Genomic DNA, 24,296 nt, shown 5'->3' with positions numbered 1-24,296 from the left:
AGAAGCGGTGCGTCTTCGTCCTGGACAACCCGATCTGTACAGATTGCGTGCCCTCACGGCCGGATTTCAACCGTACGGCGGTGGGCGGGTAGTCTGTATCTTCTGCGCCGATGCGGGCCGGGCCGAGGTCCGGCCGCTTCCGTCGAGCGGGCCCCGATTGTCAGTGGGGCCTGGTTTACTCACGGACATCGGTGCCCACGCATCGCAACCCTCCTGCCACGGAACGACCGTGGCCGCTGAGTCCAGAGGAGGTGGGTTCCACATGCGTCACTACGAGGTGATGGTCATCCTCGACCCCGACGTCGAGGAGCGCGCGGTCTCCCCGTTGATCGAGAACTTCCTTTCCGTCGTCCGTGATGGCGGCGGCAAGGTCGAGAAGGTCGACACCTGGGGCCGTCGTCGTCTCGCGTACGAGATCAAGAAGAAGCCCGAGGGCATCTACTCGGTCATCGACCTCCAGGCCGAGCCCGGGGTCGTCAAGGAGCTCGACCGCCAGATGAACCTGAACGAGTCGGTCCTCCGGACCAAGGTCCTCCGCCCCGAGACCCACTGAGCCATCCGGCTCGGTCGGTTCCGGGATCCGAGTAGCAGTACCAGCAGCCAGCAGCAAACCCGCCGAGAGGTTCACCCATGGCAGGCGAGACCGTCATCACGGTCGTCGGCAATCTCGTCGACGACCCCGAGCTGCGCTTCACCCCGTCCGGTGCGGCGGTCGCGAAGTTCCGCGTCGCGTCCACTCCCCGCACCTTCGACCGTCAGACCAACGAGTGGAAGGACGGCGAGAGCCTCTTCCTGACCTGCTCGGTCTGGCGTCAGGCGGCGGAGAACGTCGCCGAGTCGCTCCAGCGAGGCATGCGCGTCATCGTGCAGGGCCGGCTGAAGCAGCGGTCCTACGAGGACCGTGAGGGCGTCAAGCGCACGGTCTACGAGCTCGACGTCGACGAGGTCGGCGCCAGCCTGCGCAGCGCCACGGCCAAGGTCACCAAGACCTCCGGCCGCGGTGGTCAGGGTGGCTACGGCGGCGGTGGCGGCCAGGGCGGTGGCGGCGGCCAGGGTGGCGGCGGCTGGGGCGGCGGCTCCGGCGGCGGCAACCAGGGCGGCGGCGGTGCTCCGGCCGACGACCCGTGGGCCACCGGCGCTCCCGCCGGCGGCAACCAGGGTGGCGGCGGCTGGGGCGGCGGCAGCGGCTCCGGCGGCGGTGGCGGCTACTCGGACGAGCCCCCCTTCTAGACCCCGGACCCACGGGTCCTGCGGTCGGGAGCGGGGCACACCCCAACTTCTTGATCACACAGGAGAAACACCATGGCGAAGCCGCCTGTGCGCAAGCCGAAGAAGAAGGTCTGCGCATTCTGCAAGGACAAGGTCACGTACGTGGACTACAAGGACACGAACATGCTGCGGAAGTTCATTTCCGACCGCGGCAAGATCCGTGCCCGCCGCGTGACCGGCAACTGCACGCAGCACCAGCGTGACGTCGCCACGGCCGTCAAGAACAGCCGTGAGATGGCGCTGCTGCCCTACACCTCCACCGCGCGATAAGGGAAGGGTGACCGACTCATGAAGATCATCCTTACCCACGAGGTCTCCGGCCTCGGCGCCGCCGGCGAGGTCGTCGACGTCAAGGACGGCTACGCCCGCAACTACCTGATCCCGCGGAAGTTCGCGATCCGCTGGACCAAGGGCGGCGAGAAGGACGTCGAGCAGATTCGTCGTGCTCGCAAGATCCACGAGATCCAGACCGTCGAGCAGGCCAACGCGCTCAAGGCCCAGCTCGAGGGCGTGAAGGTCCGTCTGGCCGTCCGTTCGGGCGACGCCGGTCGACTCTTCGGTTCCGTCACCCCGGCCGACGTCGCTTCGGCGATCAAGGCCTCCGGTGGCCCCGAGGTCGACAAGCGCCGCATCGAACTGGGCTCGCCGATCAAGACGCTGGGCGCCCACGAGACGTCCGTGCGTCTGCACCCCGAGGTGGCCGCCAAGGTCAGCATCGAGGTCGTCGCGGCCTGAGGCCGCGCATGCTGTAGCCGCTCCTCGCAGCGGTGAGTGGGGTCGTGCCCTCGGGTGCGGCCCCACTGTCATGTCTGCTGATCGGCAGGTGTCGCCGCGTGGTGTGGGCCGATGTTTCACGTGAAACGGGGGAAACGTCAGCGGGTCGCCCCCGTCACGATCCAGCGGCCCGAGCGGGAGCGCAGCCACAGGGTCAGCATCCGCACGGCCATCATCACCGTCATCGCTGCCCACAGGGCCGTCAGACCGCCGCCGACCGTGGGCACGAGCAGGGCCAGGGGCGTGAAGACCGCGAGTGTGACCAGCATCGCCCTCGCCAGATAGGGCCCGTCCCCCGCCCCCATCAGCACCCCGTCGAGGACGAAGACGACACCGGAGACCGGCTGGCACAGTGCGACGATGACCAGCGCGGGCAGCGCGGCGTGGTGGACGGCCGGGTCGCCGCTGAACAGCGGGAGGAACAACGGCCGGCCGACCAGCACCAGCGCTCCCAGGACGACTCCGGAGGCGACGCCCCACTGCACCATGCGGCGGCACGCCTCCCTGGCGCCCTCGGTGTCCTCCGCGCCGAGATAGCGGCCGATGATGGCCTGCCCGGCGATGGCGATCGCGTCGAGGGCGAAGGCGAGCAGGCTCCACAGCGACAGGATGATTTGGTGCGCGGCGATGTCCGCGTCCCCGAGCCGGGCGGCGACCGCGGTGGCGATCATCAGGATCGCCCGCAGCGAGAGCGTACGGACGAGCAGGGGCGCACCGGCCTGTGCGCAGGCGCGGATGCCCGCGGCGTCGGGGCGCAGTGAGGCGCCGTGCCGCCGTGCGCCGCGCACCACCACGAAGAGGTAGGCGGCGGCCATGGCGCACTGCGCGATGACGGTGCCCCAGGCGGAGCCGGCGATGCCGAGCCCGGCGCCGTAGACCAGGGCGAGGTTGAGGGCGGCATTGGCCACGAACCCGGCGACGGCCACGTACAGGGGAGTGCGGGTGTCCTGCAGTCCCCGGAGCACGCCGGTGGAGGCCAGCACGACGAGCATGGCCGGGATGCCGAGTGCCGAGATGCGCAGATAGGTGGTCGCGTACGGGGCGGCGGTGTCCGAGGCGCCGAAGAGGGTGACGATGTCCGAGGCCAGGGGCAGGACGAGGGCGATGACGCCGGCTCCGAGGAGCAGGGCGAGCCAGATGCCGTCCATGCCCTGCTGGATGGCGGCGCGTATGTCGCCCGCGCCGACCCGGCGGGCGACGGCGGCCGTCGTCGCGTAGGCGAGGAAGACGAACACGCTCACGGCGGTGGTCAGGAGGGCGGAGGCGATGCCGAGTCCGGCCAGTTGCGCCGTGCCGAGGTGGCCCACGATCGCGCTGTCGGCCAGTACGAACAAGGGCTCGGCGACGAGCGCGCCGAAGGCCGGAACGGCCAGGGCGACGATCTCCCGGTCATGGCGCCGCCGGGCGGAGCGGGACGCCGCTGGAGCATGTGTCATGGCCATCAATCTAATCGTCCACAGGTAACGGATGCAAGGCGCATGAGACCCTTACATTTGCCGTGACAGCGGGTCATGGCGCGGACCCCCGTCAAGGATCTTGGTCCGACCGGGAAAGTTTTTTCTCTGCACAGCCGGTGGACGTCGAAAGGCCAGGTCAGAAAGGGCAGGCCCGAGACGGCGAGGTCTTGTTCACAGGGCTGTCCACCGTGTCGTGCACAGGTTTCACGGAGTTCTCCACAGCAATGGGGTCCTCGTCCACATGGCCTGTGGATAACCAGATTGGCTGACGGTGCAGACGGGCCTAACGTGGTCCGGCGCCCGCTCCGCCCCGGCACCACGGAATCCTCACAAAGCCGACGCGCCGACAACCGGAGGACGGGCCTCTTATTTGTCAGTGCCGTGGCCTAGAAATGAGGGGCACGGCGAGGTCCGCCCGGCGGACGGAGGAGGTGGTTCGGTGAGTATCTCCGAGCCCTTGGACGACCCGTGGGCCGACAGCGGGCCCAGTGATCGTCTGCCCGCCTCGCGCCGGCGCGGTGACGGCGGCGGACCCGGCCGTGACGAACAGCACGACCGGGGCCGGGACAGCGGCGGATGGGACGGCGGCTCCGCCTTCGAGCGCGTCCCCCCGCAGGACCTGGACGCCGAGCAGTCGGTCCTCGGTGGCATGCTCCTGTCCAAGGAGGCCATCGCCGACGTCGTCGAGATCCTCAAGGGTCACGACTTCTACAAACCGGCGCACGAAACGATCTTCCAGGCGATCCTCGACGTCTACGCGCGCGGGGAACCCTCCGACCCCATCACGATCGCCGCCGAACTCACCAAGCGCGGCGAGATCACGAAGGTGGGCGGCGCCTCCTATCTGCACGGTCTGGTCCAGACGGTGCCGACGGCGGCGAACGCCGAGTACTACGCGGAGATCGTCCACGAGCGGGCCGTACTGCGCCGCCTCGTCGAGGCCGGCACCCGGATCACCCAGATGGGATACGCGGCCGACGACGACGTGGACGAGATCGTCAACCGCGCGCAGGCGGAGATCTACGCCGTCACCGAGCAGCGCACCAGCGAGGACTATCTGCCGCTCGGCGACATCATGGAGGGAGCACTCGACGAGATCGAGGCGATCGGCTCCCGCAGCGGCGAGATGACCGGCGTCCCCACGGGGTTCACGGACTTCGACTCGCTGACGAACGGTCTGCACCCCGGCCAGATGATCGTCATCGCCGCGCGTCCCGCGATGGGCAAGTCGACGCTCGCGCTGGACTTCGCCCGTGCGGCGTCGATCAAGAACAACCTGCCGAGCGTCATCTTCTCCCTTGAAATGGGCCGCAACGAGATCGCCATGCGTCTGCTGTCCGCCGAGGCCCGGGTCGCGCTGCACCACATGCGCTCGGGCACGATGACGGACGAGGACTGGACGCGGCTGGCCCGCCGCATGCCGGACGTGTCGGCCGCACCGCTCTACATCGACGACTCGCCGAACCTGTCGATGATGGAGATCCGCGCCAAGTGCCGCCGTCTGAAGCAGCGCAACGACCTCAAGCTGGTCGTCATCGACTACCTCCAGCTGATGCAGTCCGGCGGCTCCAAGCGTGCCGAGAGCCGCCAGCAGGAGGTCTCGGACATGTCCCGTAACCTCAAGCTCCTCGCCAAGGAGCTGGAGATCCCGGTCATCGCGCTCTCCCAGCTGAACCGAGGACCCGAGCAGCGCACCGACAAGAAGCCCATGGTCTCCGACCTGCGTGAGTCCGGCTCCATCGAGCAGGACGCCGACATGGTCATCCTGCTGCACCGCGAGGACGCCTACGAGAAGGAGTCCCCCCGCGCGGGCGAGGCCGACCTGATCGTCGCCAAGCACCGAAACGGCCCCACGGCCACCATCACCGTCGCCTTCCAGGGCCACTACTCCCGCTTCGTGGACATGGCACAGACCTGATCCGCGTGACTGCCTGACCGCAGGGGTGGGTGGCCCGGGCCGGGGCGCCACCGGGGAAATGCGCTCGACGTGGGCAGGGACGGCGGGTGGACTGGGGGCATGACGACACCCCACGAAGAGCTGCTCCCCGCCACGCGGCGGGCCCTGCTGCACCGGATCGCCGTCGCCCAGGCCGAGGGACGGGCCCCGTCCCTCGTGGCGGCCGTCGTACGGGACGGCAGGACCGTCTGGCACGGCTCGCGCACCTCGGTGGAGGGCCACGGCCCGGACGAGAACGTGCAGTACCGGATCGGCTCGCTCACCAAGACCTTCACCGCCGTACTCGTCCTGCGCCTCCGTGACGAGGGCCGGCTCGATCTCGGCGACGCGCTGGAGAAGCACCTGCCGGGCACCGGGGCGGGGGAGGCCACGATCGCCCAGCTGCTCGCGCACTCCGGCGGGCTCGCCGCCGAGTCGCCCGCCCCCTGGTGGGAGCGGACCCCGGGTTCACTGCGCCCGGAGCTCGTCGATGTGCTGGGCCCGGACCCGCTGCGGCACCCGGTCGGCAGCCGGTTCCACTACTCCAACCCCGGCTACACCGTGCTGGGCGCACTGGTCGAACGGCTGCGGGAGGCCCCCTGGGAGGACGTCCTGCGGCGTGAGGTGCTCGCACCCCTGGGACTCCACCGCACCAGCGGCAGCCCGCAGGCACCGCACGCGGGCGGCTGGGCCGTGCACCCCTGGGCGGACGTGATGATGCCGGAGCCCGTCGAGGACCTCGGCCTGATGGCACCCGCGGGCCAGCTCTGGTCGACCACCGGCGACCTCGCCCGGTTCGCGGTCTTCCTGGCCCGGGGCGACGAACGGGTGCTGAGCGCGGAGTCGGTGCGGGAGATGCGGACGCCCGCCGCGCCCTCCGACGCCGCGGACCTGGCGGCGGGTTCCGCGTACGGGCTCGGCATGCAGCTCCAGCACCGGGACGGCCGGCTTCTGGTGGGGCACTCCGGGTCCCTCCCGGGTTTCCTCGCCGGTCTCTCGATCAGCGTCGAGGACGATGTCGCGGCCGTCGTGCTCGCCAACTGCACCTCCGGCCCGCAGGTGTGGGGGACGGCCGCCGACCTCGTGGGAATCGTGGCGGAGGCGGAGCCGCGCATCCCGGAGCCGTGGCGACCGCTGCCGGCGGTGGATCCGGCCGTGCTGGAGCTCGCGGGACCCTGGTACTGGGGCACGCAGGGGTTCGGCCTCCGCCTCGCGGCCGGCGGGGACCTGGCGCTGGAGCCGCTCACCGGCGTGGGGCGCCGCGCACGGCTCAGGGCGAACGGCGACGGCACCTGGACCGGGTGCGACGGTTACTACGCGGGGGAGCTGCTGACGGTCGTACGGCGGCCGGACGGCTCGGTGAGCCATCTGGACCTCGGCTCGTTCGTGTTCACCCGGACGCCGTACGACGGGGAGGCGGCGGTGCCGGGCGGGGTGGACCCGGACGGATGGCGGGGGACGGACGGTATCCGTTAGCGAGCGGTCCCGCTGGATGGAACCAGCGAGCCGTCCCGCGGGAGCGAACCCGGACGCCCTCGTGTTTCACGTGAAACACGAGGGCGCCCGCCGCGCAGGGCGCCGTGACCGCCCGTCAGAGCGCGAGCTTGAAGCCGACGTGCGACGCGGTGAAGCCGAGGCGCTCGTAGAAGCGGTGGGCGTCGGTCCGTGTGGCGTCCGAGGTCAGCTGCACCAGCTGACACCCTTCACGCCGGGACTGGTCGACGGCCCATTCGATGAGCCGGGTGCCGAGACCGCTGCCGCGTGCGTCGGCGTGGATCCGCACCGCCTCGATGATCGAGCGGGTGGCGCCCTTGCGGGACAACCCCGGGATCAGGGTCAGTTGCAGCGTGCCGATGACACTGCCGTCCCGTACGGCGACGACCAGATGCTGGTGGGGGTCGCCGGCCAGGCGCTTCAGCGCGGCCAGGTAGGGGGACAGGTCGTCCGGTGACTCGCGCGCGGCGCCCAGCGGGTCGTCGGCGAGCATGTGGACGATGGCCGGGACGTCGTCCTCGGTCGCGGGCCGTATCTCGAGATCTCCCATGGCCGCACTCTATGCGGGCGTTTTCAACGACTCCACGACGCGGACCAGCGGCGCCAGTTCGGGGTCCGCCGCCGCCTCGTCGAGTGCCTCGCGCAGGGCGGTGTCATTGGTGGGCCGGGCCTTGGCGAGGAGCGTCAGGCCCGCCTCGGTGACGTTCGTGTAGATGCCCCGCCGGTCGGTGGGGCACAGATAGCGGGAGAGCAGCCCGCGGTCCTCCAGCCGCGTGACCAGGCGGGTCGTGGCGCTCTGGCTGAGCACCACCGCGTCGGCGACCTGCTTCATCTGCAGATGCCCGCCGTCGCCGTCGTGCTGCCGACTGAGCACGTCGAGCAGCGAGTACTCCCGCACGCTCAGCCCGTGCCCGGACTGCAGAGCGCGCTCGATGTGCGCCTCGATGCGTCCGTGCAGCAGGGAGAGGGCGCACCAGCCCTGGGCGAGGGCGGTGAGTGCGGGGTCCGTCGCGGTCATGGTCATCCTCCGTCCCGGAGCGGCTGTCCCCAGGATAGACGACAACCGAAGTAACCTGCGCTTGCATATATAGCGCGTCTGCAATTATTGTCTCCGCTTGTAAAGCGCAGTCGCAATCGTATGGAAGGTCTCCCCATGCCCCTCGCGCTCCTGGCCCTCGCCATCGGGGCCTTCGGCATCGGCACCACCGAGTTCGTGATCATGGGCGTGCTGCCCGAGGTCGCCGCCGACTTCGGCGTCACCATCCCCACCGCCGGTCTGCTGGTGACCGGCTACGCGCTCGGCGTGGTGGCCGGCGCCCCGCTCATGACGGCCCTCGGCACGCGGATCCCCCGCAAACGGATGCTGATGCTGCTGATGGGCCTGTTCGTCGTGGGCAACCTGCTCTCCGCCGCCGCTCCCGTGTTCGGGCTGATGCTGGCGGGCCGCGTGGTCGCCTCCCTCGCGCACGGCGCCTTCTTCGGCATCGGCTCGGTGGTCGCCGCCGAACTGGTCGCCCCCGAGAAGAAGGCCGCCGCCCTGTCGATGATGTTCAGCGGGCTCACCGTCGCGAACGTCGTCGGCGTTCCGCTCGGCACGCTCGTCGGGCAGTCCGCGGGCTGGCGGGTCACCTTCGCCCTCGTCGCCGCGCTGGGCGTGCTCGGCCTGCTCGGCGTCGCCCGCCTCGTGCCCGACCTGCCCCGGCCGGAGGGGGTCCGGCTGCGCCATGAACTGTCGGCGCTGAAGAACGTCCAGGTGCTGCTCGCGATGGCGATGACCGTGCTCGGCTTCGGCGGCGTCTTCGCGGCCGTCACCTACGTCGCGCCGATGATGACGCGGGTCGCCGGCTTCTCCGACGGGTCCGTCACCTGGCTGCTGGTGCTGTTCGGCCTCGGCATGGTCGGCGGCAACCTCCTCGGCGGCCGCTATGCCGACCGGGCCCTCATGCCCCTGCTGTACGTCTCACTCGGCGGCCTCGCCCTCGTGCTCGCCCTGTTCACCGTGACCGCCCACCACAAGGCACTCGCGGCGGCGACCCTCGTACTGATCGGCGCCCTGGGCTTCGCGACCGTGCCACCGCTGCAGAAGCGCGTCCTCGACCACGCCCACGGAGCGCCGACCCTGGCGTCGGCCGTCAACATCGGCGCCTTCAACCTCGGCAACGCGCTGTCCGCCTGGCTCGGCGGCCTGGTCATCGCGGCGGGGCTCGGCTACACCGCGCCCAACTGGGTCGGTGCGCTCCTCGCCGCCTCCGCCCTGGTGCTCGCTGCCCTCTCGGCGGCCCTGGAACGCCGGGGGACCGCGGGCACCACCCGCGTCGTGGCCACCGGTGGCGCACCCGCCGAGCGTCCCGTCGCCGCGCGCCGCTGAGGGCGTGGGGGCCGCGCGCCGCTGAGTGCGCCGGGGCCGTCCCCATGGGGAACGGTCCCGGCACTGGTCTCCCGGTCGTCCCCCACGGGGAACGACCGCGACCATGGCCCTTTGGCCCCGCCCGGATTCAGCCCGCCGCGACCGTCAGCGGGGCGAACCGCCGGGTCCAGTCCCCGGGCAGGTCGGGGACGCCGTACGTCATGACGGCGTTCGACCCGACCGCCTCCAGTCCCCGCTCCTTGAGCCAGGCGAGGAGCTCCTCGTGCCGTACGTCGATGTCGGTGCGCAGCGGCCGGTCTCCGCCCTCGGCGAGCGCGGAGACCAGGGCCTTGGCGGTCCGGGTGTCCCGGGCGATCAGCGGGCCCACGACATGGGTCTCCATGTTGGGCCAGACGGCCGCGTAACCGAGGAGCCGGCCGTCCTCGTACGCCACCCGGATCCGGTCGGAGAAGGCGGGAAGACGGGTGATCATGTGGGTCCGGTCGCTGCCGAACACCTCCGCGTCGAGACGGAGGATCGACACCAGGTCCTCGGCGGTCGCCGCCCGGGTGCTGACCCCGGTCTCCGAGACGTCGGGAAGGAAGCGGCCGCGCAGCATCTCGGCCCGTCCGGTGACCTTGAAGCCGAGCTCCTCGTAGAGCGGGCGGCCGTTCGACGTCGCGAAGAGGGTCAGCGGCGTGGTGCCCGCCCCGGCCACCACGTGCCGCATCAGCCGTCGGCCGACGCCCTGGCGCGCGTGCCGTTCGGCGACGAGCACCATGCCGACCGCACTCAGATCCGGCCGCCCGTGGGGCCCGTACTCCGTGACCACGCAGGCGCCGACCAGGCCGCCCTCGGGGTCGTCGATGCCGTACCCCTGTCCGGCGGCGAGCAACAGCCCCCACTTGTGTTCTTCCCGGGGCCAGCCCCGGTCCTCGGACAGGTCGGCGCACGCGGTGACATCGCGGGGCGTCAGGCGGCGGATGGGCAGAACGGCGAGGGAGAGTGTCGGCACGCAGGTCAGGCTGTCCGACGGACCGCCCCGCCGTCCACCGCTTTGCCCGAGGACCCCCGGACTTTTGGCCACACCGGGGGTGGTCGGCGGCGTCTCCTCAGCCGAGGTCGGGTGCGTGCATCGCCCGTACACCCTCGATGTTGCCGTCGAGGTAGTGCCGCAGCGACAGCGGAACGAGATGGACCGAGGCGATCCCGACGCGGGTGAACGGCACCCGGACGATCTCGTACTCGCCGCACGGCTGCTCGATCTCGGGGCCGTGGCGCAGGCTCTCGTCCATCGACTCCAGCCGGCAGACGAAGAAGTGCTGCACCTTCACTCCGGTCGCGCCGCCGTCCTCGCCGATGTGCTCCACGGTGTCCACGAAGCAGGGGACCACATCGGTGATCTTGGCGCCCAGCTCCTCGTGCACCTCGCGGTGGAGCGCGTCGACCACGGTCGGGTCCTCCGGCTCCACCCCGCCGCCGGGCGTGACCCAGTAGGGATCGACGCCCGGCTTGGTCCGCTTGATGAGGACGAGGGCGTCGCCGTCGAGCAGAACGGCGCGGGCGGTGCGCTTGACCACGGGACGAACGGTCATGCGTGAAATGTGGCCCAGCTGGTTCCACGTGAAACATGTGGGGCGCTCCGCGTGAACTCGCTGGGTGTTTCACGTGAAACACCCGAAGTGCGGAGGCGGACACGCGCCGGGAGTCTGCCGGGCCGGGAGCACGGCTCGTCGGGCTCACTCCGTGAGCCCCGGGGGCGCCCGTGCACCTCGGAGCCGCCCCGCGAGTCCGGGAGCGCAGCTCCGTCAGCACCAGCCCGCGGCCTTGCGCAGCAGCCATTCGTGAGCCCGGGCGAGGTGCGGCATCGCGAGCGTGCCGGTGCGCACCGCCAGGAAGTAGGTGCGCAGCGGCGGTACCGGGGGGTCGAGCAGGGCGACGACCTCACCGCGCTCCAGGGCGGCCGCGCATAGATAGCGCGGCAGCACCGCGAGCCCCGCACCCCGGGCGGCACAGGCGAGCACTGCCCGCAGATCCGGGACGACGACGGCGCCGGAAGCGGCGGGGCGGGCGTCGAAGACGGCGGCCCAGTAGCGGGTGACGAACGGCAGAGATTCGTGGACTTCGACGACCGGAAGGTGCACCAGGGCGGAGCCGCCGGGAAGGCGGTGCCGGTCGGAAGCGGTGTGCGCGGCCCAGCGCGGGGACGCGACCAGGACGAGCTCCTCGTCACAGAGCGGGGTCGCGGTGAACAGTTCCCCGCGCGGCCGGGCGGTCGTGATGGCCAGATCGTGACGCCCCGCGGCGAGCCCCTCCAGGGCCTCGTCGCAGTTGGCGAAGGAGGCCCGCAGCGCGAAGCCCTGGCCGCGGTCCCCGGCCAGTTCCATGAGCGCGGGCAGCGCCCGCTCGGCCGTGAACTCCGGCGGACCGACGAGGTGGAGCGTGCGTAAGGAGGACTCGTCGTCGAGTCCCGTCTCGGCGATCTCCACCAGGGCGTCCAGGTGCGGGGCGGCCTTGTGGGCCAGTTCATCGCCGATGGTCGTGGGGGTCACCCCGCGGGCCTGCCGCAGGAAGAGCGGGCGGCCGAGCTGCCGTTCCAGAGTGCGGATCTGCGAGGTGACGGCGGGCTGCGACAGACCGAGCAGAGCCGCGGCACGCGTGAAGGAACCGGCCCGGTGCACCGTGACGAACGTGCGCAACAGGGCCAAGTCCATGGTGCTTCCTTCCCTCGCGCCATCCGCGCGGCACCGCGCACGGCGGCGGCGCCCCTCCCCCCCCGTCGGCGCCCCACTATAAATAAGTCGATAGGGACCTGTCGCTACTGTGATTGGACACTGACACAGAGTCAACTAGCCTTGGTCGCGCGGTTCTTCGCATGCAGAACCGGGGCGGTCCGAGCCACGAGGGGGGAGGTTCGGACCGCCCGCTTCCACCGCGTCCGCGGCCGGCGCTCAGTCCGCCGACTCCTCCAGCGCCCGCAGCACGTCGGCCACCAGATCCTCGGGGTCCTCCGCGCCCACGGAGAAGCGGACGAAGCCCTCCGGCACCGCGTCGCCGCCCCAGCGGCCGCGCCGTTCGGCCGTGGAGCGCACGCCGCCGAAGCTCGTGGCGTCGTCGACCAGCCGCAGCGCCTCGAGGAAACGGTCGGCCCGCGCGCGCGTGGCCAGCGTGAACGACACCACGCTCCCGAAGCGCCGCATCTGCCGCGCGGCGACGGCGTACGAGGGGTCGTCCGGCAGGCCCGGATAGCGCAGCCCGGACACCTCGGGGCGGTCGCGCAGCGCCTGCGCGAGGGTCAGCGCGCTCGCCGTCTGCCGGTCGGCCCGCAGCTGGAGGGTGGCCAGCGAGCGGTGGGCGAGCCAGGCCTCCATCGGCCCCGGGATCGCCCCGGCGATCTTGCGCCAGCGCCGGACCGGGGCGATCAGCTCGGCGTTCCGCGCCACGACGTAGCCGAGGAGTACATCGCCGTGCCCGGTGAGCATCTTGGTGCCGCTGGCCACACTGAAGTCGGCGTCCAGGTCGAGCGGCCGCTGCCCGAGCGGGGTGGCGAGGGTGTTGTCGACGGCGACCAGCGTGCCCTGCGCGTGCGCCGCCGCGACCAGCCGGCGCACATCGCACACGTCCAGCCCCGGGTTCGACGGGGTCTCGATCCACAGCAGCCGGGCCCCGTCGAGGACGTCGAGCTGGGCGTCCCCGCCGGTCGGTGCGGTGCGTACCTCGATGCCGTACGCGGTGAGCTGCTCGCGCACCAGGGGCAGCGCCTGGTAGCCGTCGTCCGGCAGGACCACGGCGTCCCCGGCCCGGAGCTGGGAGAAGAGGACCGCGGAGATCGCCGCCATGCCCGAGGCGAAGGTGAGGGTCCGCACGTCCTCGTCGCCGGGCGCCTCCAGCTCGCCGATGGCGCGCTCCAGCAGCGTCCAGGTCGGGTTCTCGTCCCGGCCGTAGGTGTACGGCCCGGTCGGTTCCCCGGGCAGATGGAAGTGGGCGGCGAAGACGGGGCCGGGAAGGGTCGGCTCGTACTTCACGGGGTCGGGAAGTCCCGCGCGCACCGCGCGCGTTCCGTCACCGATGCCGCCGGTGCTGCCGACACCGCCGGTGCCCCCGAAGTCGCCGGTGCTGCCCGCGGTCCCGGCTTCTCCGGTGCCCCCGCCGCCGTCCACATGGCGCTCACTCATGCCGCCTCCGCCTCCGTCTCCTGCGTGATCGGGGCGAGCGGACCGGACCGAGCGGAGGCTCGCCGCCGCCATTTTCTCAGGTCACACGCCTGCCGGCTGCCCCGGGCCACACCTTCGTCGGCTCCCGGCGGCCTCGTCGGGTCCGGCCCCGGCGCTTCCCGCCGGGTCCGTCGGTTGCTGTCGGTCTCCGTCAGTCCTCGTCGGGGAGGACGACGTGCAGCGCCCAGGCGACGACCGAGACGATCAGACCGCCGAGGACGGCCGTCCAGAAGCCCTCGACGTGGAAGCTCAGGTCGAGCTTCCCGGCCAGCCACGAGGTGAGCAGCAGCATCAGCGCGTTGACCACCAGGGTGAACAGGCCGAGCGTCAGGATGAACAGCGGGAAGGTCAGCACCTGTACAACCGGTTTGACCAGAACGTTCACGACACCGAACACCAGGGCGACCAGGATGAGGGTGCCGGCCTCCTTGCCGGTACTGTCACCGGTCAGGGTGATCTTGTCGAGCAGCCAGACGGCGACCGCCAGGGCGCCCGCGTTGGCGATCGTCTTGACTACGAAATTCTTCATGGGTCTGATCGTCTCCGATCGCGGTGGAAGAGATCAACGGGCGGGCGCCACGGGGACCGCGGTGCCGGTGGACGGGAGCGGACAGGGACGATGAAGGCATTCCGGCTGGACGAACTGGAGGCGGAGCGCGCCGCCAACGACGGGGCCTACCTGCAGTTCCTGCGGGAGCGCAACATGTCGGTCGGCCTCTACGCGCTGGACGCGGGAGCGACCGATCCCCAGCAGCCGCACCAGCAGGACGAGGTGTACTACGTCGCCAGCGGACGGGCGTCGATCACCGTCGGTCTGGAGACGACCCAGGTGGCCCGCGGCAGCGTCGTCTACGTGCCCGCGGGCGTCGCCCACAAGTTCCACCACATCACCGAGGATCTCAGGGTGCTGGTGATGTTCTCTCCCCCCGAGAGCTGAGGTCCGGCCTCGGGGTTCCCTAGGGGATGGATCAGGGGAGGACAAGGGATGCGCGGCCTCCGTTCGGCACCGCCGCGGCCCTAGCATCGAAGGCAGGACACAGCAGGACCTGTGCGACACGTCCCGAGAGCGGGAGAGCGGGTGCGCCGGGCGGAGAGGTGAGGACAGGGCGATGCGAGAGATCTTCACGGGTTTGCCGTGGTGGGTGAAGTGGATCGCGGTGCCGGTCATCGCCCTGGTCGTGTTCGGCGGCCTGATAGCCAGCGTGCTCGGATTCCTCATCGGGCTGCTGTTCAAGGTGCTGCTCTTCGTGGCACTGGTCGGTGGGCTGATCTACATCGTGCGGAAGTTCATGGCGGGCTCCTCCTCGCGCGGCGACTGGTAGGGCCGGGCCAGCAACAGGAACGCGAGGTTCCCTCGCGCGAGGGAAGTTTCCCGGCAGCGGCGGCTGCGAGCGGTGACGGGCGATTAGAGTCCGGAACTCCGCACGGGGCCGATCCGCCCCCGCGGGCGGCGCACACCCCTCCCGTGTCTCCCCGCACGGGCGGCCCCTCCTCGCGCTCCGGGAGTGCCCCTTGGCCACGGTCGGTTCGGTACCCGTACCCGTAGACATCCACGCCCCACCCGCCCAGCGGACGCCGCCGCTGAGGGAGTCGCACCCGACCACCCTGATCGGCTCCGTGCAGCGGGCGATGCGCCTGCTGGAGTGCGTCGCCGCCCGTGAGTACGGCGCCACCGCCAAGCAGCTCGCCCGCGAGGCCCAGCTGGCCCTGCCCACGACGTACCACCTGCTGCGCACACTGACCCACGAGGGCTATCTCCGCCGCGACAAGGGGCTGTTCTTCCTCGGGGACGCCGCCGAGCGGCTGAGCAGGAGCGGAGTGGAGCAGAAACGTCGCAGCACGGTGGCGGACGCGCTCGCGCACTGGCGCGACATGCTCGGCGTCCCGGTCTACTACGCCGTCTACCGCGCCGGTGAGATCGAGATCGTCTCGGTCGCGGACACCCCGGGCAACCCGGCGGTCGCGGAATGGGCGGACTTCCGGGAGACCGGGCACGCCCACGCGATCGGCCAGTGCCTGCTCTCCCAGCTGGACGACGCCACACGCCGCGACCACCTCGACCGCCACCCCGTACGGGCGCTCACTCCGTACACCGTCCCCGACGCCCACACCCTGCTGCGGCGCCTGGAGCGGGTCGGCCGCATGGAACCCGTCTTCGAGCGGCAGGAATACGCGCTCGGCACGGCCTGCGCCGCCCTCCCGCTCACCGCCGGGACGACGGCGGCGACCGTGGCCGTCTCGCTCCCCTGCCACCAGGCCGACCGGCTGCTGCCCGCCGTGCGCCGACTGCAGAGCGAGCTGGGCCGGCTGCTCGGCACGCTCGCCCCCTCTATCAGTATCTGAAAACTCACTCCTTGTGATCTCCTGTGTACTGTCTGCAAGATTTCTGGCAGTGTCAGGTGATTCCTGGCCAGTCGACGGCAACTGACGGGGTAGGCGATGAGCGAGTCCGTGGTGCAGGCGGAGGTCATGATGAGTTTTCTGGTCTCGGAGGAGCTCTCCTTCCGGATCCCCGTGGAGCTGCGCTACGACACCTGTGATCCCTTCGCCGTCCGGCTGACCTTCCATCTCCCCGGGGACGCGCCCGTCACCTGGGCGTTCGGGCGGGAGCTGCTGATCGACGGGGTGGGGAGGCCGTGCGGCGACGGGGACGTGCACATCGCACCCGCCGACCCCCATGCGATCGGCGAGGTACTGATCAGGCTTCAGGTCGGCCCCGACCGGGCGCTGTTCCGATCCGGCGCGGCACCGCTCGTGGCCTTCCTCGACCGCACGGACAAGCTGGTCCCCCTTGGGCAGGAGCGTTCCCTCGCGGACTTCGACGCCCTGCTCGACGAGGCGCTGGACCGGATCCTCGCCGAGGAGCAGAGCGCGGGGTGAACGATCCCGGTCGCACGGACGGCCCGGACGGCGGAGGAACGCTTCAGCAACTCGCCCGCACGCCCGTGTCCACACGTCTCAGCGCTTGCGGCGCCGGCCCCGTCCGCCGCGCGCCGGTGGCGCCACCGCCGTCGCTCCGGCGGCTCGGGCGGTCACCGGCGGCTCACCGCCGTGCGGCGCTGTCGCCCGGTCCGGCCCGACCGGGCGGTCCGCGGAGACCACCAGCGCGGCCAGGGCGGTGGTCACCGGCACCGAGGCGACCAGGCCGATGGAGCCGACCAGCGTACGCACGATCTCCTCGGCGACCAGCTCACTGGTGGCGACCGTGCCCACCCCGCTCTGCGCGACGGAGAACAGCAGCAGCAACGGCAACGCGGCGCCCGCATAGGCCAGTACCAGGGTGTTGACGACCGAGGCGATGTGATCGCGGCCGATCCGTATGCCCGCGCGGTACAGCCCCCGCCGGCTCATGGAGGGGTTCGCCTCGTGCAGCTCCCAGACCGCCGACGTCTGCGTCACCGTCACGTCGTCGAGCACACCGAGCGAACCGATGATGACGCCGGCCAGCAGCAGACCGCTCATGTCGATGTCCGGATAGAGCCCGTGGATCAGGCCGGTGCTGTCGTCGGTGTTCCCGGTCAGCGCGGCCCAGCCGATGAACAGCGAGCCGAGCACGCCGATCAGCCCCAGCGAGATCAGCGTGCCGATCACCGCCACGGAGGTGCGGGCCGAGAGACCGTGACACATGTACAGGGCGATCAGCATGATGGCGCTCGACCCGACCACCGCCACCGCCAGTGGATTCGAGCCCTGGAGGATCGCCGGCAGGATGAAGAACGACAGCAGCACGAAGCTGACGGCCAGCGCGATCAGGGCGGCCAGCCCCCGCATCCGGCCCACGACCACCACGGCGACGGCGAAGATGCCCGCGAGCAGCGCCATGGGCAGCGTGCGGTTCACGTCGGTGACCGAGTACTGAAGGTTCTTCGGCGCGGAGGGCTCGTAGGAGACCACGACCTTCTCGCCCTGGTCCAGTTGGCGTGACTGGTCCGGCTGCACGATCTCGGTGAAGGTGCGTCCCTTGTCCTTGCCGGTGTCGACGCGGACCGTGGCCTTCTTGCAGGTTCCGGCCTCCCCCGCGCCGGAGCCCTGTGCGGCGGAGCCGGCGCCCGAGGCGTCTCCGGCGGACGAACCGGCTGTGGCCGTACCACCCGTGGCCGTGCCGCCCCCGGCGCCCACGGAGGCACAGTCGACCTTGACCACCTTGGTGACCGTGGCCTGCTGCGTCTGGCGGTCGAAACCGACGCCCGTGCGCTCGTGCGACGGCACCCCGCCGGGCCAGAGGACCACCAGTCCCACGACCACCGCGGCGGCGAACGGCACGAGAACGGCGGCGATGACCTTCCGCAGATGCCGCGAGACGGGCGCCGCCGGGCCATGGCCGTGGCTGTGGGAGTGGCCGGTGCCGCCGTGGGGGCCGGCCGGCTGAGAGGGAGGGTGCTCGTGCGGGGGAGGCTGATGCGGAGGGTGCTGCTGGGGCGTGGTCACCGACGCATCATCGCAAGAACGGGGACACGTCAGCGCGAGAACGAGAGGGGGCCCACTGTTCAGTGCGGCCACCAAGGCGTTAGCGTGAAAGCACCTTTGTACACGCGGGAGCTCGGAGCACCGGGCTGAGAGGGCGCTGACCTCCGCAGAGGCGATGTTTCACGTGGAACATCGCCGGCGGACACCGCTGCGTCGACCGCTGAACCTGTTACCGGGTAATGCCGGCGTAGGGAGTAGGTCTCATGACCATCAAGGACACACGCACGCCTGCCTCCGCGCAGAACGCCAGTGAGGACTCCAGCGACCCCACCGGGGGGAACCTCAACGGGAACTCCGGGGGGAAGCCCGGCGGCGGGGAGGCCGGGACGTCCATCGGCTGGCACAAGGCGTACGTCGAGGGCTCGCGCCCCGATCTGCGGGTGCCGGTCCGTCAGGTGCACCTCACCAACGGGGGGTCGGTCACGCTGTACGACACCTCGGGCCCGTACACCGACCCCACCGTACGGACCGACGTCCGCAGGGGGCTCGCGCCGCTGCGGGAGAACTGGATCGTCGCCCGGGGCGACACGGAGGAGTACGCGGGCCGTCCGGTCCGGCCCGAGGACGACGGCATCAAGCACACCTCACCACGCGGGGGACTGCGCAACCTGGACGCGGTCTTCCCCGGACGGTCCCGCCGTCCGCTGCGCGGCCGCGACGGGACGCCGGTGACCCAACTGGCCTATGCGCGACGGGGGGAGATCACTCCGGAAATGGAGTTCGTGGCGCTCCGGGAGAACGTTTCTCCCGAGGTCGTGCGGGAGGAGATCGCGGCGGGGCGCGCGGTGCTGCCCGCGAACGTCAACCACCCGGAGATCGAGCCGATGATCATCGGCAAGCGGTTCCTGGTGAAGGTCAACGCCAACATCGGCAACTCCGCCGTCACCTCCTCCATCGAGGAGGAGGTCGAGAAGATGACCTGGGCGACCCGCTGGGGCGCCGACACGGTCATGGACCTGTCCACCGGACGCAACATCCACACCACCCGCGAATGGGTGCTGCGCAACTCCCCCGTGCCGATCGGCACGGTCCCCCTCTACCAGGCCCTCGAGAAGGTCGACGGCAGGGCGGAGGAGCTGACCTGGGAGATCTACAAGGACACGGTCGTCGAACAGGCCGAGCAGGGCGTGGACTACATGACCGTGCACGCCGGCGTGCGCCTCGCCTACGTGCCGCTCACCGCGAACCGCAAGACCGGCATCGTCTCGCGCGGCGGCTCCATCATGGCCGCCTGGTGCCTGGCCCACCACAAGGAGTCGTTCCTCTACGAGCACTTCGAGGAGCTCTGCGAGATCCTCGCCGCGTACGACGTGACGTACTCCCTCGGCGACGGTCTGCGGCCCGGCTCGATCGCGGACGCCAACGACGAGGCGCAGTTCGCGGAATTGCGCACGCTCGGGGAACTCAACACGATCGCCAAGCGTTTTCACGTACAGACCATGATCGAGGGCCCGGGACACGTCCCGATGCACAAGATCAAGGAGAACATCGACCTTCAGCAGGAGATCTGCGATGAAGCTCCGTTCTATACGCTCGGCCCGCTGACGACGGACGTCGCTCCGGCGTACGACCACATCACCTCCGGCATCGGTGCCGCGATGATCGCCTGGTGGGGCACGGCCATGCTCTGCTACGTCACGCCCAAGGAACACCTGGGCCTGCCCAACCGTGACGACGTCAAGACCGGCGTCATCACCTACAAGATCGCCGCCCACGCAGCCGACCTCGCCAAGGGGCACCCAGGTGCGCAGGAATGGGACGACGCCCTGTCCGACGCTCGCTTCGAGTTCCGCTGGGAGGACCAGTTCAACCTGGCCCTCGACCCGGACACGGCCCGCGAGTTCCACGACGAGACCCTGCCGGCCGAACCGGCCAAGACGGCCCACTTCTGCTCGATGTGCGGCCCGAAATTCTGCTCGATGAAGATCTCCCAGGACATCCGCCGGGAGCACGGCACCACACGGACCGAGGTGGAGGAGGGCATGGCACAGAAGTCGAAGGAGTTCGCGGAGGCGGGCAACCGGGTGTACCTGCCGATAGCCGACTGACCGCGGTGCTGGTGGTGTTCCCCGGAGCAGTCGGCCGGGGGACATCGCCGCCGGGTCCGCGTGTGGGCAGACGGCTGCCGTTCCGGCGTGCCGCTTCGCGGCAGGGGCGGATGTGGCCGGGTGCCGGGACCGGTTCTCCTCCGCTCACTCCGGCCGGTGTTCGGGGCCGCCGAAGTCGGGGCTCGAGAAGTCGGGGCTGGAGAAGCGGGGGCGGGAGGCCGAGGGGGCGCCGTCCTCGGGGCTGCTGAAGCCCGGGCGGTCGTAGCCCAGGTGCGGGATGCGGCTCTGCGGGGCCGAGGGCACCGGGCCGTCCAGCGCGGCCCGGTCGGGGTCGGTCAGGGCGTCGCGGAGGAACGGCAGGATGCCGCGCTCCAGCAGCGCCTCGTGCCACGCCTCCCTGGCCCGCAGCATCTCCTCGTACCGGTCCCCCTCGGCGCCGCCGCGCTGGGCGGTGGCGTTGTTGCGGAGGGCGGTGAGCAGCAGGCCGACCGCGGCGACCAGGATCGCCACCGCGGTGACCGCGCCGAACACCCAGCCGGTGGTCAGCAGGGTCCGGGCGAAGGCCGGCTCGGGGTTGAGCATCTTCATGACGTACCCCACGAGCAGGAAGATCGCCGCCGCGGTCCCGGCGAGCACGGGGGCGAGGACGGTGACGACCGCGCCGGCCCCGGCACCCGCGGCGGCCTCGCCGACGGCGGCGGCAAGGCCCAGCCCGCCCACGTCGGTCTCCGTGGCGGGGGTGTCCTGCAGCGGCGGGGCGGACGGGGCCGGGCGGCGCAGCTCCTCACGGACCTTCACGTAGTGGTGGTATTCGGCCGCGGCGGCGGTGGTGATGAACGCGGTGGCGCTGAGTGCCATGGTGCGCAGTTGTTCGGGGTTGAGCCGTTGCACGAGGGCGGCCAGTTCCGGGCGGTGTGCGGCGGAGCGCAGCGCCTCGTCGAGGATCCGCTCGTACTCCTGGCGGTCCTCGCTGTGCAGGTGCTGCGGAACGCTGTTCATGTGCATCCCCCGATGCTCCGTAGGGCTTGGGGCTCGGCATGCTGACGAGCCGTCGGGCAGAAACGGAGGGGAGCCTGCTACGGATAAGCCGATGGTAGAGCCGCGACGGCACGCGGAGACAGGGGGTTTCCGGAAATTGCCCCTCGCCCGGGGCGGTCCGCGGCGGCGGGCGAGGGCGTGGTGAACGGCTAGCGCACCAGCGGCAGTTGCTGGACCAGCAGCTTTCCGGCCATGGTCACCCCGCCGTCCATGGCGAGGGCGAGTCCGTCGGCGTACAGGTGCGGTCCCTCGACCACGGGCGGTCCGGCCTCCTCGCCGTCCTCCGAGCCGACCTCGCCCAGGAGGTAGGGGATCGGGCTGTGGCCGTGCACGATGCGGGTGCCGCCGTAGACGTCCAGCAGGGAGCGGACGGCGTCGGCACCGCCCTCGTCGCGGAAGGAGAACCGCTTGGTGAACTTGCGGAAGAGGTCCCAGACCTCGTCCGCGTCGTTGCGGGTGAGCGTCTCGCGGACGGTGTCGTTGACCTCTTCGATGGAGCGGCCGTAGTCGAGATAGGAGGTCGTGTCCGAGTGCACCAGCAGGTGTCCGTCGGCGGACTCCATGGCGTCGAGGCGGGCCATCCACTGCAGGTGGTGGTCCTGGAGGCGGTCCATGTCGGTCTTCTGGCCGCCGTTGAGCAGCCAGGCCGCCTGGAAGGTGGCGGTGCCGGCGCCCGAGTTGACGGGGGTGTCGCCGAACCGCTTGGCGCCGAGCAGCAGCAGCTCGTGGTTGCCCATGAGCGCCTTGCAGTAGCCGCCGGCGGCGGCCGCCTCGGCGGACAGCCGCATCACCAGGTCGATGACGCCGATGCCGTCGGGGCCGCGGTCGGTGAAGTCGCCCAGGAACCACAGCCGGGCGGTTCCGGCGCACCACTGGCCGGCGGCGTCGAGGAGGCCCTGCTCCTGGAGCGCGGCCACCAGCTCGTCGAGGTAGCCGTGGACGTCGCCGACGACGTAGAGCGGGCCGGGACCCTCGCCGGTGGTGGCGGGCTGCGCCGCCGGGGCGGGCGCCGGTTCCACGACGACCTGGACGGTGTCGCCGCGGTTGATCACCGGCAGGTCCCGCTCGGTGGGCGTGTACCCCTCCGGAAAGCCCTCGGAATAGGGAGCGGGTCGGCCGCCGGGGTGTTCCTCGGGCGCCTCGGGGGGAGCGGAGCCCTCCCCGAGATGGCCGTCGTGGGCGTACGGACCGGTCTCCTGCACGTACGCGGGTACCCGGAAGTCGCGCACCGTCGCCGCCTGCTCCGCCTCGGGTCCCTGACCGGCCCCCTGAGTCATCGACCCCTCCACCATCGCGCCGCAGCTGCACCGCATCGGACTGCCTGGTCGCAGCGGCCCGCGGTGTGTGGGCCCATCATAGGAATGCGGATCGTGCCATGTGACGACCCAGGGGTGGTGAATCGGCGAAGCGGGCGGTCCGCCGCGGCTTTCGCCCCGTTTGGGCAGGGCTTTCCCGGGGCGGGAGTGACCGGAGGGGCGTCGGCGGGGCCGGCCGGGGACACGTGTGCGTCACCCGGGCGGCACTGTGGCGCCGCCCTCGTCGAACGGTTCACCGCCCTCGACCCGTCGAACGGTTCACCACCCCGCGGCCCGTCGAGCGGTTCGCCGCCCCGCGAAGGCCCCGCGGCCGTGGGTCCGCCCCGTGACCGTCCTGCGGTCGCGGAGCCGCTCCGGGAGCGGTTCGTGGCCGCGCGGGGGCGGAGTCCGGCCGACGAGGTGACGGCAGGCCTCAGCTCTCCGGCGTGCGCGGTGGGCTGACGGTGGTGCGCGGCGGACGGCGCCGGGACGAGGTGCGGATGATCAGCTCGGTCGGTATCACCTGCTCCACCGGCTGCTGCGACTCCACGCCTTCGATGGCGTCGATGAGCAGCTGCACCACCGCCGTGCCGATCCGGCGGGGCTTGAGGGAGAGGGTGGTGATCGGCGGCTCGGTGTTGGCGTACACCGTGGACTCGCTGCAGCAGACGAGCAGCAGGTCGTCGGGGACGCGGAGCCCGTAGCGCCGGGCGGCGGCCAGCAGATCGGTGCCGTTGGGGTCGAACAGGCCGTAGACGGCGTCGGGGCGGTCGGGCCGGGCGAGCAGTCGGTCGGCCGCGACGGCGCCGGCGCACGGGTCGTGGGCGGGGTAGGCCTCGTAGACCGGGTCCTGGCCGACCCGCTCGCACCAGCGCAGATAGGCGGTGGTGGACAGCCGGGTGTACGTGTCCGTGGTCGTGCCGGTGAGCAGGCCGATGCGGCGGGCGCCGGCGTCGGCGAGGTGGTCGAGGATGTCCAGGACGGCGGCCTCGTGGTCGTTGTCGACCCAGGCGGTGACCGGCAGCGCGCCCGCCGGGCGGCCGTCGGAGACCACCGGTAAGCCCTGCCGGACCAGCTCGCTGACGACCGGGTCCTGGTCGGAGGGGTCGATGACGACCGTGCCGTCCAGGGCGACGTTCGACCAGACGTCGTGGCGCGAGGTCGCGGGGAGGATCACCAGGGCGTAGCCGCGGGCGAGCGCGGCCGAGGTGGCGGCCCGGGCCATCTCCGCGAAGTACGCGAACTCCGTGAAGGTGAAAGGTTCATCCCCGTAGGTGGTCACGGTCAGGCCGATGAGCCCGGACTTGCCGGTTCTCAGGGTCCGGGCGGCGGCCGACGGACGGTAGCCGAGCCGGTCGGCGACCTCGCGGACATGCCGCCGGGTGGCGTCCGGGAGCCTGCCTTTTCCGTTGAGGGCGTCGGAGACGGTCGTGATGGAGACCCCGGCGGCGGCGGCGACGTCTCGGATGCCTGCCCGGCCCGGTCGTCCGCCCCGCCGTGCGGCCTCCGCCCGGCTCACCTGGTGCTTCCCTGCTGCTGTCATGGCGAGCCGATAGTAGGGCTCATGCGGTGGGGTAGTGCGGACGCATATGCACCCGTTGACAGGCACGTTTCTGCAAGGCGTACAGCCCCCAACTGCCTGGGAATGCAAGGTAGTTGAACGATCCAATGCCAGTACCTGGCTTGTCGGCACGCATGGGCCTGCCAAGGGGGCCATGTTTCGAAGAGGTCTCAACTCACCTTCACGGGTGATGCGCGCCACGGGGTACGCCACCGGCGCGTGCGTACGGGCCCGGCGCGCCCCCCGATTCGTGCGCCTTCATGCGCTTTCGTACGGGGGGCGGTCTCCGCGCCCGCCCCCGGTCGCCGCCCGCTCTGCGGACGCACCGGCGGCCCGCCGGGGGTCCACGTTGTCCACAGGCCATTCGCACCGGCGCCGAATCCTCATAAGGTGAGA

24 protein-coding genes are annotated in these 24,296 nt (G+C 71.2%); 12 read left to right on the top strand and 12 right to left on the bottom strand.

Going from position 1 to position 24,296, the window contains the following annotated elements; all coding sequences use genetic code 11:
• Nucleotides 1–262: 262 nt before the first annotated feature.
• The 4 genes from rpsF (at nt 263) to rplI (ending at nt 2,004) form a co-directional block, all read left to right on the top strand.
• Nucleotides 263–553: a 30S ribosomal protein S6 gene (gene rpsF, locus OIE12_RS16415; protein WP_006141322.1), complete on the top strand. Its 291-nt coding sequence runs from the start codon at nt 263–265 to the stop codon at nt 551–553.
• A gap of 77 nt (nt 554–630) precedes the next feature.
• Nucleotides 631–1,230, top strand: coding sequence for a single-stranded DNA-binding protein (locus OIE12_RS16410; RefSeq protein ID WP_329136025.1), 600 nt, complete (start codon nt 631–633; stop codon nt 1,228–1,230).
• Nucleotides 1,231–1,302: 72 nt separating this feature from the next.
• The gene (gene rpsR, locus OIE12_RS16405; RefSeq protein WP_003949403.1) at nt 1,303–1,539 is read left to right on the top strand and encodes a 30S ribosomal protein S18; all 237 of its coding nucleotides are present in this window, start codon (nt 1,303–1,305) and stop codon (nt 1,537–1,539) included.
• A gap of 18 nt (nt 1,540–1,557) precedes the next feature.
• Complete coding sequence (gene rplI, locus OIE12_RS16400) at nt 1,558–2,004, top strand: 50S ribosomal protein L9 (protein WP_030376958.1); 447 nt, start codon at nt 1,558–1,560, stop codon at nt 2,002–2,004.
• Nucleotides 2,005–2,141: 137 nt separating this feature from the next.
• Here the strand turns inward: rplI and OIE12_RS16395 are convergent, their stop codons facing one another.
• A complete protein-coding gene (locus tag OIE12_RS16395; protein WP_329136022.1) occupies nt 2,142–3,479 on the bottom strand; it encodes an MATE family efflux transporter in 1,338 nt (445 codons plus the stop codon).
• A 460-nt stretch (nt 3,480–3,939) separates the two neighbouring features.
• On the opposite strand from OIE12_RS16395, the gene dnaB reads away from it, so the two are divergent.
• On the top strand, nt 3,940–5,418 hold the full coding sequence (gene dnaB, locus OIE12_RS16390; RefSeq protein ID WP_329136020.1) for a replicative DNA helicase: 1,479 nt from the start codon (nt 3,940–3,942) through the stop codon (nt 5,416–5,418).
• Between the two features lie 99 nt (nt 5,419–5,517).
• Nucleotides 5,518–6,912 (top strand): serine hydrolase domain-containing protein, encoded by a 1,395-nt coding sequence (locus tag OIE12_RS16385; protein ID WP_329136018.1) that lies wholly within the window; start codon nt 5,518–5,520, stop codon nt 6,910–6,912.
• Nucleotides 6,913–7,027: 115 nt separating this feature from the next.
• Here the strand turns inward: OIE12_RS16385 and OIE12_RS16380 are convergent, their stop codons facing one another.
• Together OIE12_RS16380 and OIE12_RS16375 are read right to left on the bottom strand one after the other, a co-directional pair.
• Nucleotides 7,028–7,480 (bottom strand): GNAT family N-acetyltransferase, encoded by a 453-nt coding sequence (locus tag OIE12_RS16380; RefSeq protein WP_329136016.1) that lies wholly within the window; start codon nt 7,478–7,480, stop codon nt 7,028–7,030.
• A 9-nt stretch (nt 7,481–7,489) separates the two neighbouring features.
• On the bottom strand, nt 7,490–7,948 hold the full coding sequence (locus OIE12_RS16375) for a MarR family winged helix-turn-helix transcriptional regulator (RefSeq protein ID WP_329136014.1): 459 nt from the start codon (nt 7,946–7,948) through the stop codon (nt 7,490–7,492).
• Between the two features lie 135 nt (nt 7,949–8,083).
• On the opposite strand from OIE12_RS16375, the gene OIE12_RS16370 reads away from it, so the two are divergent.
• On the top strand, nt 8,084–9,298 hold the full coding sequence (locus OIE12_RS16370; RefSeq protein WP_329136012.1) for an MFS transporter: 1,215 nt from the start codon (nt 8,084–8,086) through the stop codon (nt 9,296–9,298).
• Nucleotides 9,299–9,425: 127 nt separating this feature from the next.
• Here the strand turns inward: OIE12_RS16370 and OIE12_RS16365 are convergent, their stop codons facing one another.
• The 5 genes from OIE12_RS16365 to OIE12_RS16345 all read right to left on the bottom strand — a co-directional run bounded on the left by OIE12_RS16365 (nt 9,426) and on the right by OIE12_RS16345 (nt 14,020).
• Complete coding sequence (locus OIE12_RS16365; protein WP_329136010.1) at nt 9,426–10,292, bottom strand: GNAT family N-acetyltransferase; 867 nt, start codon at nt 10,290–10,292, stop codon at nt 9,426–9,428.
• Between the two features lie 97 nt (nt 10,293–10,389).
• The gene (locus tag OIE12_RS16360) at nt 10,390–10,872 is read right to left on the bottom strand and encodes an NUDIX hydrolase (protein ID WP_329136008.1); all 483 of its coding nucleotides are present in this window, start codon (nt 10,870–10,872) and stop codon (nt 10,390–10,392) included.
• 213 nt (nt 10,873–11,085) lie between these two features.
• A complete protein-coding gene (locus OIE12_RS16355; protein WP_329136006.1) occupies nt 11,086–11,991 on the bottom strand; it encodes a LysR family transcriptional regulator in 906 nt (301 codons plus the stop codon).
• A gap of 237 nt (nt 11,992–12,228) precedes the next feature.
• Nucleotides 12,229–13,452: a cystathionine gamma-lyase gene (locus OIE12_RS16350; protein ID WP_329136004.1), complete on the bottom strand. Its 1,224-nt coding sequence runs from the start codon at nt 13,450–13,452 to the stop codon at nt 12,229–12,231.
• 190 nt (nt 13,453–13,642) lie between these two features.
• Nucleotides 13,643–14,020 carry a phage holin family protein gene (locus tag OIE12_RS16345; RefSeq protein ID WP_329136002.1) on the bottom strand — a complete coding sequence of 126 codons (378 nt, stop codon included), beginning with the start codon at nt 14,018–14,020 and terminating at the stop codon, nt 13,643–13,645.
• Between the two features lie 90 nt (nt 14,021–14,110).
• Here OIE12_RS16345 and OIE12_RS16340 point away from each other — a divergent pair, with 90 nt between their 5' ends.
• From OIE12_RS16340 to OIE12_RS16325, 4 genes are all read left to right on the top strand, one after another.
• Nucleotides 14,111–14,428 (top strand): cupin domain-containing protein, encoded by a 318-nt coding sequence (locus tag OIE12_RS16340; protein WP_030376970.1) that lies wholly within the window; start codon nt 14,111–14,113, stop codon nt 14,426–14,428.
• 172 nt (nt 14,429–14,600) lie between these two features.
• Nucleotides 14,601–14,813 (top strand): DUF5326 family protein, encoded by a 213-nt coding sequence (locus OIE12_RS16335; RefSeq protein ID WP_030376971.1) that lies wholly within the window; start codon nt 14,601–14,603, stop codon nt 14,811–14,813.
• Between the two features lie 226 nt (nt 14,814–15,039).
• On the top strand, nt 15,040–15,834 hold the full coding sequence (locus OIE12_RS16330; RefSeq protein WP_329142002.1) for an IclR family transcriptional regulator: 795 nt from the start codon (nt 15,040–15,042) through the stop codon (nt 15,832–15,834).
• Between the two features lie 96 nt (nt 15,835–15,930).
• Complete coding sequence (locus tag OIE12_RS16325; RefSeq protein WP_030376973.1) at nt 15,931–16,371, top strand: SsgA family sporulation/cell division regulator; 441 nt, start codon at nt 15,931–15,933, stop codon at nt 16,369–16,371.
• Between the two features lie 78 nt (nt 16,372–16,449).
• On the opposite strand, the gene OIE12_RS16320 is transcribed toward OIE12_RS16325, so the two are convergent.
• Nucleotides 16,450–17,919 (bottom strand): YibE/F family protein, encoded by a 1,470-nt coding sequence (locus OIE12_RS16320; protein ID WP_329135997.1) that lies wholly within the window; start codon nt 17,917–17,919, stop codon nt 16,450–16,452.
• A gap of 242 nt (nt 17,920–18,161) precedes the next feature.
• Here OIE12_RS16320 and thiC point away from each other — a divergent pair, with 242 nt between their 5' ends.
• A complete protein-coding gene (gene thiC, locus OIE12_RS16315; protein ID WP_329135995.1) occupies nt 18,162–20,006 on the top strand; it encodes a phosphomethylpyrimidine synthase ThiC in 1,845 nt (614 codons plus the stop codon).
• 144 nt (nt 20,007–20,150) lie between these two features.
• Here the strand turns inward: thiC and OIE12_RS16310 are convergent, their stop codons facing one another.
• The 3 genes from OIE12_RS16310 to OIE12_RS16300 all read right to left on the bottom strand — a co-directional run bounded on the left by OIE12_RS16310 (nt 20,151) and on the right by OIE12_RS16300 (nt 23,882).
• Nucleotides 20,151–21,011 (bottom strand): hypothetical protein, encoded by an 861-nt coding sequence (locus tag OIE12_RS16310; protein WP_329135993.1) that lies wholly within the window; start codon nt 21,009–21,011, stop codon nt 20,151–20,153.
• Nucleotides 21,012–21,193: 182 nt separating this feature from the next.
• Complete coding sequence (locus tag OIE12_RS16305) at nt 21,194–22,336, bottom strand: metallophosphoesterase family protein (protein WP_329142000.1); 1,143 nt, start codon at nt 22,334–22,336, stop codon at nt 21,194–21,196.
• A 436-nt stretch (nt 22,337–22,772) separates the two neighbouring features.
• Nucleotides 22,773–23,882, bottom strand: coding sequence for a LacI family DNA-binding transcriptional regulator (locus OIE12_RS16300; protein WP_030376978.1), 1,110 nt, complete (start codon nt 23,880–23,882; stop codon nt 22,773–22,775).
• Between the last annotated feature and the right edge of the window lie 414 nt (nt 23,883–24,296).

The organism is Streptomyces sp. NBC_00670, from assembly GCF_036226765.1.
Taxonomy (GTDB): domain Bacteria; phylum Actinomycetota; class Actinomycetes; order Streptomycetales; family Streptomycetaceae; genus Streptomyces.
This window is presented reverse-complemented; position numbering and strand designations above follow the sequence as displayed.

Bases quoted from the DNA above. Each gene is read 5' to 3' on its own strand.
- OIE12_RS16380 (WP_329136016.1), bottom strand. From the start codon at position 7,480: ATGGGAGATCTCGAGATACGGCCCGCGACCGAGGACGACGTCCCGGCC.
- OIE12_RS16385 (WP_329136018.1), top strand. From the start codon at position 5,518: ATGACGACACCCCACGAAGAGCTGCTCCCCGCCACGCGGCGGGCCCTG.
- OIE12_RS16310 (WP_329135993.1), bottom strand. From the start codon at position 21,011: ATGCACATGAACAGCGTTCCGCAGCACCTGCACAGCGAGGACCGCCAG.
- OIE12_RS16355 (WP_329136006.1), bottom strand. From the start codon at position 11,991: ATGGACTTGGCCCTGTTGCGCACGTTCGTCACGGTGCACCGGGCCGGT.
- OIE12_RS16370 (WP_329136012.1), top strand. From the start codon at position 8,084: ATGCCCCTCGCGCTCCTGGCCCTCGCCATCGGGGCCTTCGGCATCGGC.
- rplI (WP_030376958.1), top strand. From the start codon at position 1,558: ATGAAGATCATCCTTACCCACGAGGTCTCCGGCCTCGGCGCCGCCGGC.
- OIE12_RS16350 (WP_329136004.1), bottom strand. From the start codon at position 13,452: ATGAGTGAGCGCCATGTGGACGGCGGCGGGGGCACCGGAGAAGCCGGG.
- OIE12_RS16395 (WP_329136022.1), bottom strand. From the start codon at position 3,479: ATGACACATGCTCCAGCGGCGTCCCGCTCCGCCCGGCGGCGCCATGAC.
- OIE12_RS16335 (WP_030376971.1), top strand. From the start codon at position 14,601: ATGCGAGAGATCTTCACGGGTTTGCCGTGGTGGGTGAAGTGGATCGCG.
- OIE12_RS16375 (WP_329136014.1), bottom strand. From the start codon at position 7,948: ATGACCGCGACGGACCCCGCACTCACCGCCCTCGCCCAGGGCTGGTGC.
- OIE12_RS16325 (WP_030376973.1), top strand. From the start codon at position 15,931: ATGAGCGAGTCCGTGGTGCAGGCGGAGGTCATGATGAGTTTTCTGGTC.
- OIE12_RS16305 (WP_329142000.1), bottom strand. From the start codon at position 22,336: ATGGTGGAGGGGTCGATGACTCAGGGGGCCGGTCAGGGACCCGAGGCG.
- OIE12_RS16410 (WP_329136025.1), top strand. From the start codon at position 631: ATGGCAGGCGAGACCGTCATCACGGTCGTCGGCAATCTCGTCGACGAC.
- OIE12_RS16360 (WP_329136008.1), bottom strand. From the start codon at position 10,872: ATGACCGTTCGTCCCGTGGTCAAGCGCACCGCCCGCGCCGTTCTGCTC.
- OIE12_RS16345 (WP_329136002.1), bottom strand. From the start codon at position 14,020: ATGAAGAATTTCGTAGTCAAGACGATCGCCAACGCGGGCGCCCTGGCG.
- rpsR (WP_003949403.1), top strand. From the start codon at position 1,303: ATGGCGAAGCCGCCTGTGCGCAAGCCGAAGAAGAAGGTCTGCGCATTC.
- thiC (WP_329135995.1), top strand. From the start codon at position 18,162: ATGACCATCAAGGACACACGCACGCCTGCCTCCGCGCAGAACGCCAGT.
- OIE12_RS16300 (WP_030376978.1), bottom strand. From the start codon at position 23,882: ATGACAGCAGCAGGGAAGCACCAGGTGAGCCGGGCGGAGGCCGCACGG.
- OIE12_RS16340 (WP_030376970.1), top strand. From the start codon at position 14,111: ATGAAGGCATTCCGGCTGGACGAACTGGAGGCGGAGCGCGCCGCCAAC.
- rpsF (WP_006141322.1), top strand. From the start codon at position 263: ATGCGTCACTACGAGGTGATGGTCATCCTCGACCCCGACGTCGAGGAG.